The organism is Verrucosispora sp. FIM060022 (assembly GCF_003977705.1).
GTDB classification, from domain to species: Bacteria; Actinomycetota; Actinomycetes; order Mycobacteriales; family Micromonosporaceae; genus Micromonospora; species Micromonospora gifhornensis.
In genome coordinates this window covers 73,786-89,203 of sequence record NZ_RQIV01000001.1, presented here as the reverse complement: position 1 = coordinate 89,203, position 15,418 = coordinate 73,786, and the positions used below count along the sequence as shown (strand labels likewise).

The following is a 15,418-nucleotide window of genomic DNA, read 5'->3' as shown; positions in this document are numbered from 1 at the left end:
AAGACCGACGAACGGAGAACCTCCAGTGATCACCGCGATCGTGCTGATCGACTGCGCCACCGACGCGATTCCTGAGGTGGCCGAGGCCCTGGCCAACCTGCCCGGGGTGAGCGAGGTCTACTCGGTGGCGGGACACGTGGATCTGATCGCCATGGTCCGGGTCCGCGAGTTCGACGAGATCGCCCGGGTGATCGCGGGCAGCATCTCCAAGGTGCCGGGCGTCCTCAACACCGAGTCCCACATCGCCTTCCGCGCCTACTCCCGCCACGACCTCGAAGAAGCCTTCGCCATCGGCCTAGCCGGCGCCGACTAACCCCCACCCCCACCCCCACCCCCACCCCACCCCACCCCACCCACCGCCCCACCCTGCCCTGCCGCGCGCACCGTCCGCCCCCAGCTCGTCGATCTTGCACTTTCGGTCACCTAATTGCACCTTTTGCGATGAATGCCTCGACCCAAAGTGCAAGATCGGCGCGGGGAGAGAGCGCGCGCGGGGAGAGCGCGCGGGGAGAGCGCGCGGGGAGAGCGCGGGGAGAGGGGTGGGGGTGGGTGAGAGCCGGCCCAGCCTGGGTGGGCTGGGCCGGCTGGTTGTGCTGTTGGTCAGCTCTGCTGGGGCGCCGGGCTTTCGGTGATGGTGCTGCCCGGAGCCGGGGCCTCCTCGGTGGAGGTGCCACCCGGAGCCGGCGTGGTGCCGCTCGGGGCCGGCGTGGTGCCACCCGGAGCCGGGACGGTACCGCCCGGGCTGGGCGTGCCGCTCGCGCTGGCCTCGGGCACCGGGATGCCGAGTTCCTCAGCCAACTGCACCAGAGCGTCGTAGTGCGCCTGCAGGACCGGCAGAGCGGTCTGCGCCAGCTGGACCACCTGAGTCTCGGTACCCTGCGAGATCTCCGTCTGGGTGGCCTGGATGGCCTGGAGGTGGCCGGCCAGCCCCTGGGTCACCCAGAGCCGGTCGAACTCCTCACCACTGGCGTTGTTCAGCTGGTCGAGAGCCGTCCGCTGATCAGGAGTGGGCTCGTTCGGCAACTGGACGTTGAGCTGCCCGGCCAGGTCCTTCACCTGCTTGTCCAGGTCCTGGTGATCGGTGACGATCATCTGCGCGAGATCCTTGAGCTGTTGGTTCTGCGCCTTCTTCTCGGCCAACTGGCCGGCCTTGACCTCGTAGAGGTTGACCTGGTGGATCGCTTGCAGGTACTGGGTGTCCTGCTCCGACGGCTGCGCCGCCGCCTGCGCTGCTGCGGCGGGTGCGACACCCACCAGCACCAGTGCGGCCAGCAGGCCGAGGCGTTTGATACCCAACATGCTTCCTCCCCGTTGAGACGTTGGACCGCACGGATACCCGGCTGACCGGGGTTATTCCTACGATCCGGTGACGGGCGGGAAGCTCCGACGGGGCGGCGAAGGGCGGGAAAAGGGCGTGGCGCCCGCCGGATCACTCCGGCGGGCGCCACGTCCGACTGTGCGAGTCGACTCAGCTGCGGCTGTCTCCGCTGCTGATCTCCTCCCGCTCGGCGCGGGGCTCGACCGGCGGGTGCCCCGGCGAGACCGGCGCTTCGGCCGGCTTCTCGATCGGGTAGAAGAAGCCCCGGATGGCCGGGCCGAGCGCCCCGAGCCGGTTCATCTTCTTCGGCACGACCCAACCGGCGTACGGCAGCTCGCCGTGCTCACCACCCGAGCTGAGCGGCTGGTGCACCTCGACGAACCGGCCGTCGGGCAGCCGTCGGATGATGCCGGTCTCCACACCGTGGGCCAGCACCTCCCGGTCGTGCTGCTGCAGGCCGAGGCAGATCCGGTAGGTGATGTAGTACGCCACCGGCGGCAGGACCAGCAGACCGATCCGGCCGGCCCAGGTCATCGCGTTCAGGCTGATGTGGAACTTGTCGGCGATGACGTCGTTCGCACCGGTGAGCGTCAGGATCACGTAGAACGTGATGGCCATCATGCCCAGGGCGGTACGGAACGGGACGTCGCGGGGACGCTGGAGCAGGTTGTGGCTCCGGTAGTCCTTCAGGTAGCGAGCCTCCATGAACGGATAGAACAGGGAGAGCATGACCAGGATGCCGGGTAGCACCACTGTCGGCCAGAACAACGGCGGAATCACATAGCCGTCGCCGATCGGGATGAAGATCTCCCAGTCCGGCATCAACCGGGTCGAGCCGTCCAGGAACATGACGTACCAGTCGGGCTGGCTGGCCGCGGAGACGACCCACGCCTCGTACGGGCCGAACAGCCAGACCGGGTTGATCTGGAACAGACCGCCCATCAGCGCGATCACGCCGAAGACGACCATGAAGAAGCCGCCCTGCTTGATCGCGTACCGGGGGAACATCCGCTCGCCCACGACGTTGCCGTTGGTCCGGCCCGGGCCCGGCCACTGGGTGTGCTTCTGCTTGAAGACCAGCCCGAGGTGGACGCTGATCAGCGCGACCAGCAGGCCGGGGATGAGCAGCACGTGCGCGATGAAGAACCGGCTGATGATGATCGTGCCGGGGAACTCGCCGTTGAAGACCGAGGAGGTCACCCAGGAGCCGATCACCGGGATGGAGAGCATGATCGCCGAGGCGATCCGCAGGCCGGTGCCGGAGAGGCCGTCGTCCGGCAGCGAGTAGCCGGTGAAGCCGGCCAGGAAGCCGACCCAGAACAGCAGCGAGCCGATGATCCAGTTGGTCTCCCGCGGCTTACGGAACGCGCCGGTGAAGAAGATCCGGAGCATGTGCACCACGATCGCGGCCATGAACAGCAGCGCGGACCAGTGGTGCATCTGCCGCATGATCAGGCCACCCCGGACGTCGAACGAGATGTCCAGGGTCGAGGCGTACGCGGCCGACATCGGCGTGCCCCGCAGCGGGGCGTAGCTGCCGTTGTAGATGACCTCGGTCATCGCCGGCTCGAAGAAGAACGTCAGGAAGACACCGGTCAGCAGCAGGACGATGAACGAGAAGAGCGCGATCTCGCCCAGCAGGAACGACCAGTGGTCCGGGAAGACCTTGTTCAGCAGCCGGCGCAGCGGGGTCGCTACCTGGAAGCGCTCGTCGACGGCGCGGCCGGTCTTGGCGGGCATCGCCGCCATGTCAAACTTGCGCCGCTTCACGGCCGCTCCCAGAAGTCGGGCCCGACAGCCTCGGTGTAGTCGGACTTCGCCACGAAGTAGCCCTCAGCGTCCACTTCGATCGGCAACTGCGGCAGTCGCCGGCTGGCCGGACCGAAGATGGGCTTCGCGTTGTCGGTGATCAGGAACTGCGACTGGTGGCACGGGCAGAGCAGCCGGTTGGTCTGCTGCTCGTACAGGCTCGCGGGGCAGCCGGCGTGCGTGCAGATCTTCGAGTACGCGGCGTAGTTGCCCCACATGTAGTCGCCGTGGCCGACCCGCTCGTTGTTGCGACGCGACTCCTCGGCGTCGGCCTCGCGCAGGTGGATCAGCAGGGTGGGCGAGTCGGCGTGCAGGTTGCTCACGCCGTGCTCGATGCCGGGGAAGACGGTGATCTGGCCACCCGAGCTGATGTCTGCCGGTCGGATCGGCCGGCCGTCCTCGCGGACCAGTCGGATCTTCCGGCCCTCCTGAGGGCTGAAGCCGGTGGTCATCATCTGGTTGTTCTTGTGCGGGTTGGAGATCAACCCACCCACCAGCGGCGCCGCGGCGACCGCGCCGACCGGTGCCAGGCCGGCCAGCAGCGAGACGCCGAGCAGCGGACGGCGCTTCACGCCCAGCTCGTCGGCCATGTACGCCATGGTCTGTCCGGTGATCCGCTGGTCGTCGGCGGACACCGCGCCCTCGTGCCGGTCCTGGATCGACACCTCCTTGGGCAGCAACTTCTTGCCCCAGGTGAGGATGCCGAAGCCGAGGCCCAGCAGGGCGACTCCGAGGGTGAGGCCGAGCAGCGGGGTGTAGAGCTTGTCGCCGCCGCGACCCATCTCGTACTCCCACGGCCACCAGATGTAGACCACCAGGAAGGCCGTCGCGGCCAGGCCGGTGAGCAGGAACATCGCGGCCACCGTACGGACCAGCCGGCGCTCGGCCTTGCTGCCCGGCGTGACCTGCGGCTCGTAGTGCACGATCTCGATGTCGTCCCGGCGAGCGCCCTCACGGACGATGTCGAACTGGCTCAGCCGGGGGTCGTTCACGTCTACCTGCTCGTGGCCCGGGTGGGCCGTGTGGGTGCTCATGCCGCCACCTCGCTCCGCTCGGCGCCGGCACGTGGCGGCACCACAGCACTGACTCGGGAGATCAGTTCGGTCACGACTTGCCTGCGATCCACAGGCTGGTGAAGACCAGCGCGACGATGCCGATCAGGAAGATCGCCACACCCTCGGTCGACGGGCCGTAGCGGCCCAGGTTGAACACGCCGCCCGGGTCGCTGTCGTGCTTCAGCGACTGCTGGATGTAGGCGATGATGTCCGCCTTCTGCTCCGGCGTGATCTGGTTGTCGCCGAACACCGGCATGTTCTGCGGTCCGCTCAGCATCGCCGCGTAGATCTGCCGGTCGGTGGCCGGCGAGAGGCTCGGCGCGTACTTGCCGGAGGAGAGGGCACCGCCGCCGCCGCTGAACGCGTGGCACTGGGAGCAGTTGATCCGGTAGAGCTCACCGCCCACCGCGACGTTGCCGTCGGCGTGCAGGTTGTCACCGGCCGGCACGACCGGGCCGCCACCCAACTGCTGGATGTACGCGGCCAACTGGTCGATCTCGTCGGGGCTGAACACCTCGGGCTTGCGCTGCGCCTGGGCCTCCTGCCGCGCCATCGGCATCCGGCCCGTGCTGACCTGGAACTCGACCGAGGCCGCGCCGACGCCGATGAGGCTCGGCCCGCGCCCCTCGACCCCCTGCGCGTTGCGACCGTGGCAGGTCACACAACTCACGTCGAACAGCGCCTTGCCGTCGGCGGCGGCCCCGCTCAACGGCGGGTTGTCCTGCGCCGACGCGCTCGGAGCCAGAAGCGTGTACGCGCCGCCGGCCAGCATCAACGCGGCGACCAGCCGGACCGCGGCACCCAGCCGGCGGCGGCCCCTGCTGCGTGCCACGGGCCGCCCGCGCAGCCGCGCGAGCAGACCGCGTCGGCGGTCGTTGTCAGAAGTCATGAGCTGTGTCCTTAACCGGTTGGACCTGTCTCAGGGGGTGGAGCGACGGCGCGCGGGCGCCAAGATCACTGGAGCCAGTAGATCATGGCGTAGAGCCCGATCCACACGACATCGACGAAGTGCCAGTAGTACGACACGACGATCGCCGAGGTGGCCTGCGCCGGGGTGAACCGGCCCATCGTGGTACGGATCATGAAGATCACGAAGGCGATCAGACCACCGATCACGTGCAGGCCGTGGAAGCCGGTGGTGAGGTAGAACATCGAGCCGTAACCGTCTTCGTTGATCTTGATGCCGTGGTGCACCAGCTCGCGGTACTCGTTCGCCTGACCCATCACGAAGATCAGGCCCATCACGAAGGTGATCGTGAACCAGCGCCGCAGCGCGTGCACGTCACCTCGCTCCGCCGCGAACACGCCGATCTGGCAGGTGATCGAGGAGAGCACCAGGATCAGCGTGAAGGTCGTCGCGTACGGGACGTTGAGTACCGCGGTGTGCTTCTCCCACTGCTCCGGCGCCGCCGCGCGGATGGAGAAGTACATCGCGAACAGCGCCGCGAAGAACATGAGTTCGCTGGAGAGCCAGACGATCGTCCCGACGCTGACCATGTTGGGACGCGTCAGAGAGTGGATCCGGCTCTTGTCAATGGCTGGGGCCGCAGTCACGCGGTCATTATTGCCCTTGACCACGGCCGGCGATCAGCGGGGGGCCAAACCCAGGGGCAGATGGCCCGATCGGTACCGTCCGGTTCGCCTGACCTAGGCTGATTGGCGTGCTGCACGTCGATCCGATCTTCCTGGCCGCACCGGCCGCGCCGCAGCTCACGGCGGGCCTGCCCGGCCCCGGCGGCGCCTCGGTGCTGGCGGCCGAGGGCGCCCTGCCACCGTTCTCGGTGACCACAGTGGTCACCGAGGCCCGGCTGGACAACTGGCTCGCCGTCGTCCTGGTGCTCGCCGCCGGTCTCTACCTCTACGGAGTGAACCGCCTGCGGGTACGCGGCGACCGCTGGCCGGTCGCACGTACGGTCTTCTTCCTGGGGCCCGGCCTCGGCGGCATCGCCTCGGTCACCCTCACCGGCCTGGGCGCGTACGACACCACGCTGCTGTCGGTGCACATGGTCCAGCACATGGTGCTGTCCATGGTGTCGCCGATCTTCCTGGCATTGGGCGCACCGGTGACCCTGGCCCTGCGGACGCTGCCGCCCAGCCCGCGCAAGCGCCTGCTCGCGGTGGTGCACAGCCGGATCGCCCGGATCTACAGCTTCCCGCTGGTGGCGTTCGCCATCTTCGTGGTCAACCCGTTCGCGCTCTACTTCACCGACCTGTACCGCTACACGCTGGAACACGGCTGGGCGCACGAGCTGGTGCACGCGCACTTCATCATGACCGGCTGCGTGTTCTTCTGGCCGCTGCTCGGCCTGGACCCGCTGCCGGGCCGCTGGCCGCACCCCGCCCGGGCGCTGCTGATGCTGCTGTCGGTGCCGTTCCACACCGTGCTCGGGCTGACCATCATGCAGAGCAGCACCCTCTTCGGCGGCGACTGGTACCCCTCGCTGGGTCTGAGCTGGGCCGATCCGCGGGAGGACCAGGTGCTCGCCGGCGGCATCCTGTGGGCCGGTGGCGAGTTCGTCAGTGTGACCATGCTCGCCGTCCTGGTCGTGCAGTGGATGCGCCACGCCGAACGGGAGGCCCGCCGGGTCGACCGCGAACTCGACCGCCAGGAGGCTCGCCAGCGCGCCGCCGAGGCCACCGGCTGACCTCGCCGACCGTCACGGGGGGCGTGCGGCGCAGGGCACACCGACCGGTACGATCGGCCACGCAGCTACGAGGTGAAAGCCGTCTCGAAGCCATCAGCGGGCGGGTCATCCGGCTCGCCGCGATCCTCGGTGGCGAGCGGCAGGAAGCGAAGCGGAGTGTCGGCATGAGCGATCGTCTGTGCACCGTCCTGCTCTACAGCGACGACCCGCAGGTACGGGACCGGATGCGGCTCGCCGTCGGCACCCGCCCCGCGGCCGACCTGCGCATCGAGTTCGTCGAGGCGTCCACCTACGCCGAGTGTGTCCGGCTGGTCGACGACTACGAGATCGACCTGATGCTGCTCGACGGCGAGGCCTCCCCCGGTGGCGGCATCGGCATCGCCCGGCAGATCAAGGACGACTTCGACGAGGCGCCCCCGACCTGTGTGGTGATCGCCCGGGCCGCTGACCGCTGGCTCGCCGCGTACGCCGAGGTCGACGCCACCCTGGTTCACCCGCTCGACCCGGTGACGGCCGCCGCCACCGTGACCGAGCTGCTGCGGACGCACGCGCCCGCCGCCTGACGTTCCGCACCGGCACCGCCACGGCGCCGGGACGAGCCGGCGCCGGTCCCCACCCGCACTCGTCTGCTCGGGAGGCCCGCAATGGGCGAACGGACCTGGCCGCACCTGCTCACCGCGCTGCTGCGCGGGGAGGAACTCTCCGCCGCCGACACCGCCTGGGCGATGGGCGAGATCATGTCCGGCGCGGCGGCGCCGGTGCAGATCGCCGGCTTCGCCGTGGCGCTGCGCGCCAAGGGCGAGACACCGGCGGAGTTGGGCGGGCTGGTGGAGGCGATGCTCAGCCGCGCCGTCCCGGTCGTCCTCCCCGAGCAGGTACGCGCCAGCGCGCTGGACGTGGTCGGCACCGGCGGAGACCTCGCCCACACGGTGAACATCTCCACCATGACCGCCCTGGTCGTCGCCGGTGCCGGGGTACGCGTCGTCAAGCACGGCAACCGGGCCGCGTCCTCCTCCTGCGGCACCGCCGACCTGCTGGAGTTCCTCGGCGTACCGTTGGATCTCGGCCCCGAGCAGGTGGCCCGGTGTGTGGCCGAGGCGGGCATCGGATTCTGCTTCGCCGCCCGGTTCCACCCCGGCATGCGCCACGCCGGCCCGGTCCGCCGGGAGCTGGGCGTGCCGACCGCGTTCAACTTCCTCGGCCCGCTGACCAATCCGGCGCGTCCCCGCGCTGGCGCGGTCGGCTGCTTCGACGCCACCATGGCTCCGGTGATGGCCGCCGTGTTCGCCGCCCGAGGCGACTCGGTGCTGGTGATGCGCGGCGAGGACGGCCTGGACGAGTTCAGTACCGCCGCGCCGACCCGCTTCTGGGTCGCCCAGGGCGGCACCGTCAGGGAAGCCCTGGTCGACGCGACCGACCTCGGGGTACCCCGGGCCACCCTCGCTGACCTGCGGGGCGGTGACGCCGCGTACAACGCGCAGGTGGCCCACCGTCTGCTCGCCGGTGAGACCGGCCCGGTCCGCGACGCCGTCCTGGTCAACGCCGCCGCGGCGCTGGCCACCCAGGGCCCGCTGGACGGCGACCTCACCACCGCGCTCCGCGCCGGCCTGGACCGCGCCGCCGAGTCGATCGACTCCGGCGCCGCCGCCCGCACCCTGGACCACTGGATCAAGGTCGCCCAGAGCATCCAGACCTCCTGACCAACCCCGCTCGCCCCCAGTGGGGGCGGCAGAAGTGTCGGAGCGACGTGGGAAACTACAGGTGAGTAATTCCTACGATCGTCCCTCGGCCCCGCACCGTCGAGTCGGAACGCAGCGGTCCCACGCTACGACGGCCACCCCGGTGCCCCCGCCGGCCGGCAAGCGCCGCCGCGACCAGGGCCGAGCAGCAGGAGGAGGTCTATATGGCCGAGCGCGAGCTGCACTGCGACACCTGCGAAGGCCCGCAACTGTTCGAGGTGCCGCCCTGCCTCGACGGCCACGGCCCCACCTGCCCCGAACTGGCCTGCACCCGCTGCGGCACCGCCCTCTTCCTCGCCCCCACCCCCACTCCCCTCCGCCACCCCCTCCCCACCCCCCGCCGCGCCGCCTAACCCTCCCCTCTCCCCCCTCTCCCTCTCCCACGCCCCCTTTCCGCGTCGATCTTGCACTTTCCGTCCCCGCAAAACGCCACATCCCTGACAAAAGCGCGACCGAAACTGCAAGATCGACGCGCAGGGGCGCGCGAGGGACGCGCAAGGGGCGGGGACGTGCAGGGTGAGGGGCGCGGGTCGGGGCGCGCGGGGTGGGAATGCGCGAAGGCCCGCCTCCTGAAGGAGGCGGGCCTTCGTGGGTGTCGGGGTGGGTGGGTCAGTGTTCGGCGGTGCGGCGGGTGCCGGTGTAGTACTCGAACAGCAGGCCGCAGGCGGCGAAGATGACCGCGACGGCACCGAGGCCGAGCAGCCACATCTGCCAGAAGACCAGACCCAGACCGGCGATCGTGGCGGCCAGCGCCAGCCCGAACGGCCAGTAGCTGCCCGGGCTGAAGAAGCCGATCTCGCCCGCACCGTCGGCGATCTCACCGTCCGGCCGGTCCTCCGGACGCAGGTCGATGCGCCGCGAGACGAACCAGAAGAAGCCGCCGCACATCGAGCAGAGCAGGAACGACAGCAGCAGGGCCACCGTGCCGATCCACTCGACGCGACCGCCGGAGTCGGCCCAGGTCCAGCCGCCGTACAGGACGGCCGCGAAGAGCAGGAACGCGGCAATGGTCAGGAAGATGCGCCACTCGGTCTTCATGCCCGTTGCCTCAGCTTCCCGCGCCGACGGGCGCGCTGCCCTGGTTGAAGTTGTCCTGGGTACGCCGCGTCTCGAACGGCTTGGTGGTGATCGCGTACGGCTCCTCACCGATCGCGGTCAACGCCTCCTGGGTCGAGGCACCGTCCTGCTTGGCCGCGAGGAAGCGGTCGAAGTTCTCCGGCGAGACGACCCGCAGCTCGAAGTTCATGAAGGCGTGGTAGCTGCCGCACAGCTCGGCGCAGCGGCCCACGTAGGCGCCCTCGGACTCCAGCGAGGAGACCTCGAAGACGTTGCGGATGCTGCCGGGCATGACGTCCCGCTTGAACAGCATCTCCGGCACCCAGAACGAGTGGATGACGTCCTTGCTGGTCTCCTCGAACCGGATGGACCGGTTGCTCGGCAGCACCAGGATCGGGATGACCTCGCTGGTGCCCAGCACCGAGGCGGTGGTGTTGGCGTCGACGCCCTGGCCGTCGCGGTAGTTGAACTGCCAGTTCCACTTGAAGGCGACCACCTCGACCGTCACGTCGGGGTTGCGGGTGGTCTTCACCACGTCGGTCTGCACGATCGCGGTGTAGTAGAAGAGCACGGCGACGATCAGCACCGGCGCGATGGTGTAGAGGAACTCCATCGGCAGGTTGTAGCGGGTCTGCACGGGCAGCTCGTTGCCGCGCTTGCGGTACCGCACCACGCACCAGAAGATCAGGCCCCAGACGAAGACACCGACCGCGAGCGCCGCGATGCACGAGGCGATCCACAGGTCGTACATCCGCCGGGCCTCCGGGGTGATGCCACCCTGCGGCCAGCCGAAGCCCCCGAACGCCGCGCCGACGTCACAGCCCGTGAGCAGGACCAGCAGCGCCGCCCCACCGAATCCGAGCCCGGCGAGACGCCCGGCACGACGCCCCCGCCGAGCACCGGCTCCCGGGGATGCGTTGTGCCGTACGGCCGTCGGCCGTACCTCCGAACTCCTTGCGACCACCTGGTCCTGCCTCCCTAGCGCGCCGCGGTGTCTTCATCTGGCCGGCTCCGCCGAGCGGAGCCGCCACACCAGCGGCAAAGGCGTCACCGACGGTCGCAGATTACTCGACCATGACGGGCTCGACCCGGTTGGGGTCAGTGTCCGCCCCCGACGGGGGATCTTGTCGCGGTGCAGGGCGATAGCGTGGGTAGATGTGATTCCATCCTCGGTCTACCTGGACGCCGCCACCGCCGCGCCGCTGCACCCGGTAGCGCGGCAGGCGCTGCTGGCCGCCCTCGACGACGGTTGGGCCGACCCCGACCGGCTCTACACCTCCGCCCGGCGGGCGCGCCAGTTGCTCGACGCCGCGCGCGAGGCCGCCGCACAAACCCTGGGCGTACGCCCCGACGAGCTCTCCTTCACCAGCAGCGGTACGACCGCAGCCCACTCCGCCGTGCTCGGCGGCCTGCGAGGACGACGACGTGCCGGTGCCGTGCTTGTGCATTCGGCGATCGAGCACTCCGCGGTGCTGCATGCGGCGCAGCAGCACACGGCGGGCGGTGGTACGGCCGTCGAGGTGCCGGTCGACCGGCTCGGCCGGCTGGACCTGGACGCCTGGTCGGCGGCGGTCACCGGCTCGGGGGTGGCGCTGGCCGCCCTGATCGCGGCCAGTCACGAGGTGGGCACGCTCCAGCCGGTGGAGGCAGCGGCGGCGGTCTGCGCCGCTGCGGGGGTGCCGCTGTACGTCGACGCCGCCCAGTCGGTGGGGCGGATGCCGGTGCCGCCGGGCTGGTCGGTGCTGACCGCGAGCGCCCGCAAGTGGGGTGGCCCGCCCGGCGTGGGGCTGCTGGTGGTGCGCAAGGGCACCCGCTGGGAGTCGCCCTGGCCGGCCGACGAGCGTGAGTCGGGGCGTACGCCCGGCACGGTGAACCTGCCGGCGGTGGTCGCGGCGGCGGCGAGCCTGCGCGCGGCGGCGGCCGACGCGGCGGCTGAGGCGGCCCGGTTGACGCCCCTGGTGGACCGGATCCGGGCCCGGGTGGCGGCCGAGGTGCCCGACGTGGAGGTGGTCGGTGATCCCGAGCACCGGTTGCCGCACCTGGTGACCTTCTCCTGCCTGTACGTCGACGGCGAGGCGCTGCTGCACGCGCTGGACCGGCGTGGCTTCGCGGTCTCGTCGGGCTCCTCCTGCACCTCCTCGACGCTGCGCCCGTCGCACGTGCTGGAGGCGATGGGGGTGCTCTCGCACGGCAACGTCCGGGTCTCGCTGCACTCCGGCAGCACCGAGGCGGACGTGGAACGGTTCCTCGCCGAACTGCCCGGCATCGTCGCCGACCTGCGGGCCCAGGCCGGGGTGGTCGGGCTGTGACCGCCGAACCGGACGAGGTCCTCGACTGTCTCGGTCAGCGCTGCCCGCTGCCGGTGATCGCGCTGGCCCGCCGGCTGCCGGCGCTTCCGGTCGGCGCGGTGCTGCGGGTGCTGGCTGACGATCCGGCGGCGGCGGTGGACATTCCGGCCTGGTGCCGGATGCGTGACCAGGAGTTCCTCGGCACCACCGGCACCGCCCACCACGTCCGCCGCCGACAGTGAAAGGAAGGGCACCTTGTTAACGCCTCGCGCATAGGCGGGGCCCCCTGTTAACAACGTGATGCCCGCTGATTGTGCAGATCGGTGTAGACCGTGGCAGCCCGGGTATCGACGACCGTCTCGTAGCTGGCGCCCTAGGGCAACACCGTCGATGCCGCCGACGGTGCCGCGACGGAAACCGGCTCGCCGGCCGTCGACCAGCGCATCCCGGTCACCGCCGCCGCACCGAGGACGACAACAGCTACTCCCGCTGTCGCCAGTCGAAGTCGTACAGGCGGGAGTCCAGAAGCAGGCGGGAGTCTAGAAGTACGAGACCAACCGGACGCGTGCCGGCGACGGTCAGGGCAGCAGGTGCGGCCGGATCTCGTCGGCGGCCTCGTCGCCGTACGACTCGGCGAGGCGCTTGACGAACAGGTCCCGCCGCACCTGGTACTCCTGGGTGCCGACGGTCTCCAGCACCAGCGTGGCGAGCAGCGAGCCGACCTGGGCGGCGCGTTCCAGCCCGACGCCCCAGGACAGCGCGGTGAAGAAGCCGGCACGGAAGCCGTCACCGACCCCGGTGGGGTCGACCGCCTGCGCCTCCCGGGCGATCGGTACGTGGATCGGGTCGATGTCCCGCCCCACGATCTCCACCCCGCGCTTGCCCAGCGTGGTAACCCGGATCTTGACCCGGTCCAGCAGTTGATCGTCGCTCAGCCCGGCCTTGCTCTGCAGCAGCGACTTCTCGTAGTCGTTGGTCATCAGGTAGTCGGCGCCGTCGACCAGCCCGACCACGTCCGTGCCGTCCATCCGGGCGAGCTGCTGCGACGGGTCGGCGGCGAACGGGTAACCGCGCTCCCGGCACTCCGCGGAGTGGCGCAGCATCGCCTCCGGGTCGTTGGCGCCGACCAGCACCAGGTCGAGCCCGCCGAGGCGCTCGGCGACCGGCTGCAACTCGATGTTGCGGGCCTCGCTCATCGCGCCCGCGTAGAACGAGGCGATCTGGCACATGTCGGTGTCGGTGGTGCAGACGAAACGCGCGGTGTGGGCCACCTCGCTGACGTGCACCGAGTCACAGTCCACCCCGTGCCGTTCCAGCCAGGAACGGTAGTCGGCGAAGTCGGCGCCGACGGCGCCGAGCAGCACCGGCCGCAGCCCGAGCTGCCCCATGCCGAACGCGATGTTGGCCGCCACCCCGCCGCGACGCAGCACCAGGTCGTCCACCAGGAAGGAGAGCGACACCTGGTGCAGCTGGTCGGCGATCAACTGGTCAGCGAACCGACCCGGAAAGCTCATCAGGTGATCGGTAGCGATCGAGCCGGTTACGGCGATCTTCATGGCAGCCCTCAGGGTCGATAACAGAGCCCGAACAGCCTACCGCCCCCGCCCACCGCCCCACACCCATCCACCCCCACCCCACCCGCCTTATCGATCAAGAGGTTTGGTCGGATGTCGGCGACTATCCGACCAAAACCTCTTGATCAACAAGGGGCAGTGGCTGGTGGGGGGACGACGAAGGGGACGGCCTTCGGCCGTCCCCTTCGTCGTGGAGTGATCAGCTGGGTCAGCTGAACGAGTCACCGCAGGCGCAGGAGTTGCCCGCGTTGGGGTTGTCGATGGTGAAGCCCTGGGCGTCGATCCGGTCGGCGAAGTCGATGGTGGCGCCGGCCAGGTACGGAGCGCTCATCCGGTCGACGACGACCTCGACACCGTCGTAGTCGGTGACGACGTCACCGTCGAGGGAACGCTCGTCGAAGAAAAGCTGGTATCGCAGGCCGGAGCAGCCGCCCGGCTGCACGGCGACCCGGAGCCGCAGGTCGTCGCGGCCTTCCTGCTCGATCAGGGCCTTGACCTTCTGCGCCGCGACGTCGGTGAGGACGACGGACGTGGGGGCCTTGGCCTCGGTCGACTCGGTCTGCGCTGGCGTGGTCACGTGGAATTCTCCCTGCGCGCGTTCGGTGTGGTCTTCCCCTGGCCAACATCAGTCGCCGGTCAGCGATTCCCACAGTGGTCCAGTTCTCGATTGTAGGCCGCCGACGGCCCTGTCACCCGATGGCGTGACCAGCCGCTCTGCCGGGGACCGCGGCCAGCGGCCAAACCGGGGCCTCCAGCAGCGTCAGCGGCTCCACTGGCGGGCCAACCGGGCACCGAGCGCCCGAAGCCCCTCCCCCGGGCGTTCCAGGGCCGCGGTCAGGCCGCCGCGCTCCTCCCCACCGAAGTGTTCCACCAGGCTGTACGCCTCGGTGACCCCGACCGAGGCGGCCTCCCGCCGTCCGGTGCTCACCTGACCGGCCAGCACGACGCACGGTACGCCCTGGTCACGCGCTGCCCCGGCGACGCCCGCGACCACCTTGCCGCGCAGCGACTGGTGGTCGAACTTGCCCTCCCCGGTGATGACCAGGTCGACACCGTCGAGCGCGGCGTTCAGGCCGACGGCCCGGCTGACCAGCCCGATCCCGGACTCACAGCGGCCACCGAGGGCCAGCAACGCCGCCCCGATGCCGCCGGCCGCGCCCCCGCCCGGCAGCGCACCCAGGCCGCTGGGGCAGCCGGGTACCTGCTGCTGGAGCACCTCGGCCCAGCGTTGCAGGGCGGCGTCGAGCAGCAGCACGTCGGCCCGGTCGGCGCCCTTCTGCGGCCCGAAGACGTTGCTCGCCCCGTGCAGCCCGAGCAGCGGGTTGTCGACGTCGGTGGCGGCGATCAGCCGTACGTCGCGCAGCCGGGGTGCCCCGTCGAGGGTGGCCACGGCGGTCAGCGCGGCGCCACCGTACGGCAGGGCCGTCCCGGTGTCGTCCAGCGCGACGGCGCCCAGCGCGGCGAGCATCCCCGCGCCGCCGTCGTTTGTCGCCGAACCGCCCAGCCCGACCACCACTGTGCGGGCACCGGCCTCCACCGCGGCCGTGATCAGCAGCCCCAGCCCGTACGAGGTGGTGGTCCTCGGGTCGCGCTCGCCCGCGTCGAGCAGGTGCAGCCCGCACGCCTGTGCGCTCTCCAGCCAGGCGGTCGCCCCGTCGTCGGTGAGCAGGATCTCACCGGGGACCGGACGGCCCAGCGGGTCGACGGTGGCCACCGGGATCCGCCGACCGGGCAGCGCCGCGGCGAGCACGTCGATGAACCCGGGTCCCCCGTCGGCCAACGGCCTGACCAGCAGATCGTCGTCGGGGGCGATCTCCCGCCAGCCGTCGGCCACTGCGGCGGCCACCTGAGGTGCCGACAACGTGCCGGCGAACTTGTCCGGACAGAGCAGTACGCGCATGCCTGGCAGTGTGGCAGCCCACAGCGGCGAGGGC

General features: G+C 70.4%; 17 protein-coding genes. 7 read left to right on the top strand and 10 right to left on the bottom strand.

Features of this window, described 5'->3' with window-relative positions; all coding sequences use genetic code 11:
- Window positions 1-25: 25 nt before the first annotated feature.
- A complete protein-coding gene (locus EG812_RS00395) occupies window positions 26-313 on the top strand; it encodes an Lrp/AsnC family transcriptional regulator (RefSeq protein ID WP_013735163.1) in 288 nt (95 codons plus the stop codon).
- A gap of 287 nt (window positions 314-600) precedes the next feature.
- Here EG812_RS00395 and EG812_RS00390 read toward each other — a convergent pair whose 3' ends face one another.
- From EG812_RS00390 to ctaE, 5 genes are all read right to left on the bottom strand, one after another.
- Entirely contained in the window at window positions 601-1,299 is a 699-nt protein-coding gene (locus EG812_RS00390; protein WP_126710434.1) for a DUF4142 domain-containing protein, read from the bottom strand.
- Window positions 1,300-1,468: 169 nt separating this feature from the next.
- Window positions 1,469-3,088 (bottom strand): cytochrome bc1 complex cytochrome b subunit, encoded by a 1,620-nt coding sequence (gene qcrB, locus EG812_RS00385; RefSeq protein WP_043721568.1) that lies wholly within the window; start codon window positions 3,086-3,088, stop codon window positions 1,469-1,471.
- A complete protein-coding gene (gene qcrA / locus EG812_RS00380; protein ID WP_126710433.1) occupies window positions 3,085-4,161 on the bottom strand; it encodes a cytochrome bc1 complex Rieske iron-sulfur subunit in 1,077 nt (358 codons plus the stop codon). The genes qcrB and qcrA overlap by 4 nt, the downstream gene beginning before the upstream one ends.
- A gap of 70 nt (window positions 4,162-4,231) precedes the next feature.
- Complete coding sequence (gene qcrC / locus EG812_RS00375) at window positions 4,232-5,071, bottom strand: cytochrome bc1 complex diheme cytochrome c subunit (RefSeq protein WP_013735167.1); 840 nt, start codon at window positions 5,069-5,071, stop codon at window positions 4,232-4,234.
- A 65-nt stretch (window positions 5,072-5,136) separates the two neighbouring features.
- Entirely contained in the window at window positions 5,137-5,736 is a 600-nt protein-coding gene (gene ctaE / locus EG812_RS00370) for an aa3-type cytochrome oxidase subunit III (RefSeq protein WP_043721570.1), read from the bottom strand.
- Between the two features lie 167 nt (window positions 5,737-5,903).
- On the opposite strand from ctaE, the gene EG812_RS00365 reads away from it, so the two are divergent.
- The 4 genes from EG812_RS00365 (at window position 5,904) to EG812_RS00350 (ending at window position 8,919) form a co-directional block, all read left to right on the top strand.
- Window positions 5,904-6,827, top strand: coding sequence for a cytochrome c oxidase assembly protein (locus EG812_RS00365; protein WP_050814780.1), 924 nt, complete (start codon window positions 5,904-5,906; stop codon window positions 6,825-6,827).
- 164 nt (window positions 6,828-6,991) lie between these two features.
- Window positions 6,992-7,390, top strand: a complete 399-nt coding sequence (locus EG812_RS00360) for a response regulator (protein ID WP_013735170.1) — start codon at window positions 6,992-6,994, stop codon at window positions 7,388-7,390.
- Between the two features lie 81 nt (window positions 7,391-7,471).
- Complete coding sequence (gene trpD / locus EG812_RS00355; RefSeq protein WP_126710432.1) at window positions 7,472-8,527, top strand: anthranilate phosphoribosyltransferase; 1,056 nt, start codon at window positions 7,472-7,474, stop codon at window positions 8,525-8,527.
- 203 nt (window positions 8,528-8,730) lie between these two features.
- Window positions 8,731-8,919, top strand: a complete 189-nt coding sequence (locus tag EG812_RS00350; protein ID WP_013735172.1) for a hypothetical protein — start codon at window positions 8,731-8,733, stop codon at window positions 8,917-8,919.
- A gap of 256 nt (window positions 8,920-9,175) precedes the next feature.
- Here the strand turns inward: EG812_RS00350 and EG812_RS00345 are convergent, their stop codons facing one another.
- The gene (locus EG812_RS00345) at window positions 9,176-9,604 is read right to left on the bottom strand and encodes a cytochrome c oxidase subunit 4 (protein WP_126710431.1); all 429 of its coding nucleotides are present in this window, start codon (window positions 9,602-9,604) and stop codon (window positions 9,176-9,178) included.
- Between the two features lie 10 nt (window positions 9,605-9,614).
- Window positions 9,615-10,586, bottom strand: a complete 972-nt coding sequence (gene ctaC, locus EG812_RS00340; protein ID WP_013735174.1) for an aa3-type cytochrome oxidase subunit II — start codon at window positions 10,584-10,586, stop codon at window positions 9,615-9,617.
- 193 nt (window positions 10,587-10,779) lie between these two features.
- On the opposite strand from ctaC, the gene EG812_RS00335 reads away from it, so the two are divergent.
- Window positions 10,780-11,931, top strand: a complete 1,152-nt coding sequence (locus EG812_RS00335; protein WP_126710430.1) for a cysteine desulfurase family protein — start codon at window positions 10,780-10,782, stop codon at window positions 11,929-11,931.
- Complete coding sequence (locus EG812_RS00330; RefSeq protein WP_013735176.1) at window positions 11,928-12,152, top strand: sulfurtransferase TusA family protein; 225 nt, start codon at window positions 11,928-11,930, stop codon at window positions 12,150-12,152. Before EG812_RS00335 ends, EG812_RS00330 begins: the two co-directional genes overlap by 4 nt.
- Before the next feature lie 336 nt (window positions 12,153-12,488).
- Here the strand turns inward: EG812_RS00330 and EG812_RS00325 are convergent, their stop codons facing one another.
- From EG812_RS00325 to EG812_RS00315, 3 genes are all read right to left on the bottom strand, one after another.
- Window positions 12,489-13,466: a carbohydrate kinase family protein gene (locus tag EG812_RS00325; protein WP_013735178.1), complete on the bottom strand. Its 978-nt coding sequence runs from the start codon at window positions 13,464-13,466 to the stop codon at window positions 12,489-12,491.
- A 226-nt stretch (window positions 13,467-13,692) separates the two neighbouring features.
- A complete protein-coding gene (gene erpA / locus EG812_RS00320; RefSeq protein WP_013735179.1) occupies window positions 13,693-14,061 on the bottom strand; it encodes an iron-sulfur cluster insertion protein ErpA in 369 nt (122 codons plus the stop codon).
- A 183-nt stretch (window positions 14,062-14,244) separates the two neighbouring features.
- Complete coding sequence (locus EG812_RS00315) at window positions 14,245-15,384, bottom strand: glycerate kinase family protein (RefSeq protein ID WP_126710429.1); 1,140 nt, start codon at window positions 15,382-15,384, stop codon at window positions 14,245-14,247.
- Window positions 15,385-15,418 lie beyond the last annotated feature (34 nt).

What these genes read in the sequence shown, in the direction of transcription:
- EG812_RS00390 (WP_126710434.1), bottom strand. Translation starts at nt 1,299, where the DNA reads ATGTTGGGTATCAAACGCCTCGGCCTGCTGGCCGCACTGGTGCTGGTG.
- qcrA (WP_126710433.1), bottom strand. Translation starts at nt 4,161, where the DNA reads ATGAGCACCCACACGGCCCACCCGGGCCACGAGCAGGTAGACGTGAAC.
- qcrC (WP_013735167.1), bottom strand. Translation starts at nt 5,071, where the DNA reads ATGACTTCTGACAACGACCGCCGACGCGGTCTGCTCGCGCGGCTGCGC.
- EG812_RS00360 (WP_013735170.1), top strand. Translation starts at nt 6,992, where the DNA reads ATGAGCGATCGTCTGTGCACCGTCCTGCTCTACAGCGACGACCCGCAG.
- trpD (WP_126710432.1), top strand. Translation starts at nt 7,472, where the DNA reads ATGGGCGAACGGACCTGGCCGCACCTGCTCACCGCGCTGCTGCGCGGG.
- EG812_RS00350 (WP_013735172.1), top strand. Translation starts at nt 8,731, where the DNA reads ATGGCCGAGCGCGAGCTGCACTGCGACACCTGCGAAGGCCCGCAACTG.
- EG812_RS00345 (WP_126710431.1), bottom strand. Translation starts at nt 9,604, where the DNA reads ATGAAGACCGAGTGGCGCATCTTCCTGACCATTGCCGCGTTCCTGCTC.
- EG812_RS00325 (WP_013735178.1), bottom strand. Translation starts at nt 13,466, where the DNA reads ATGAAGATCGCCGTAACCGGCTCGATCGCTACCGATCACCTGATGAGC.
- EG812_RS00315 (WP_126710429.1), bottom strand. Translation starts at nt 15,384, where the DNA reads ATGCGCGTACTGCTCTGTCCGGACAAGTTCGCCGGCACGTTGTCGGCA.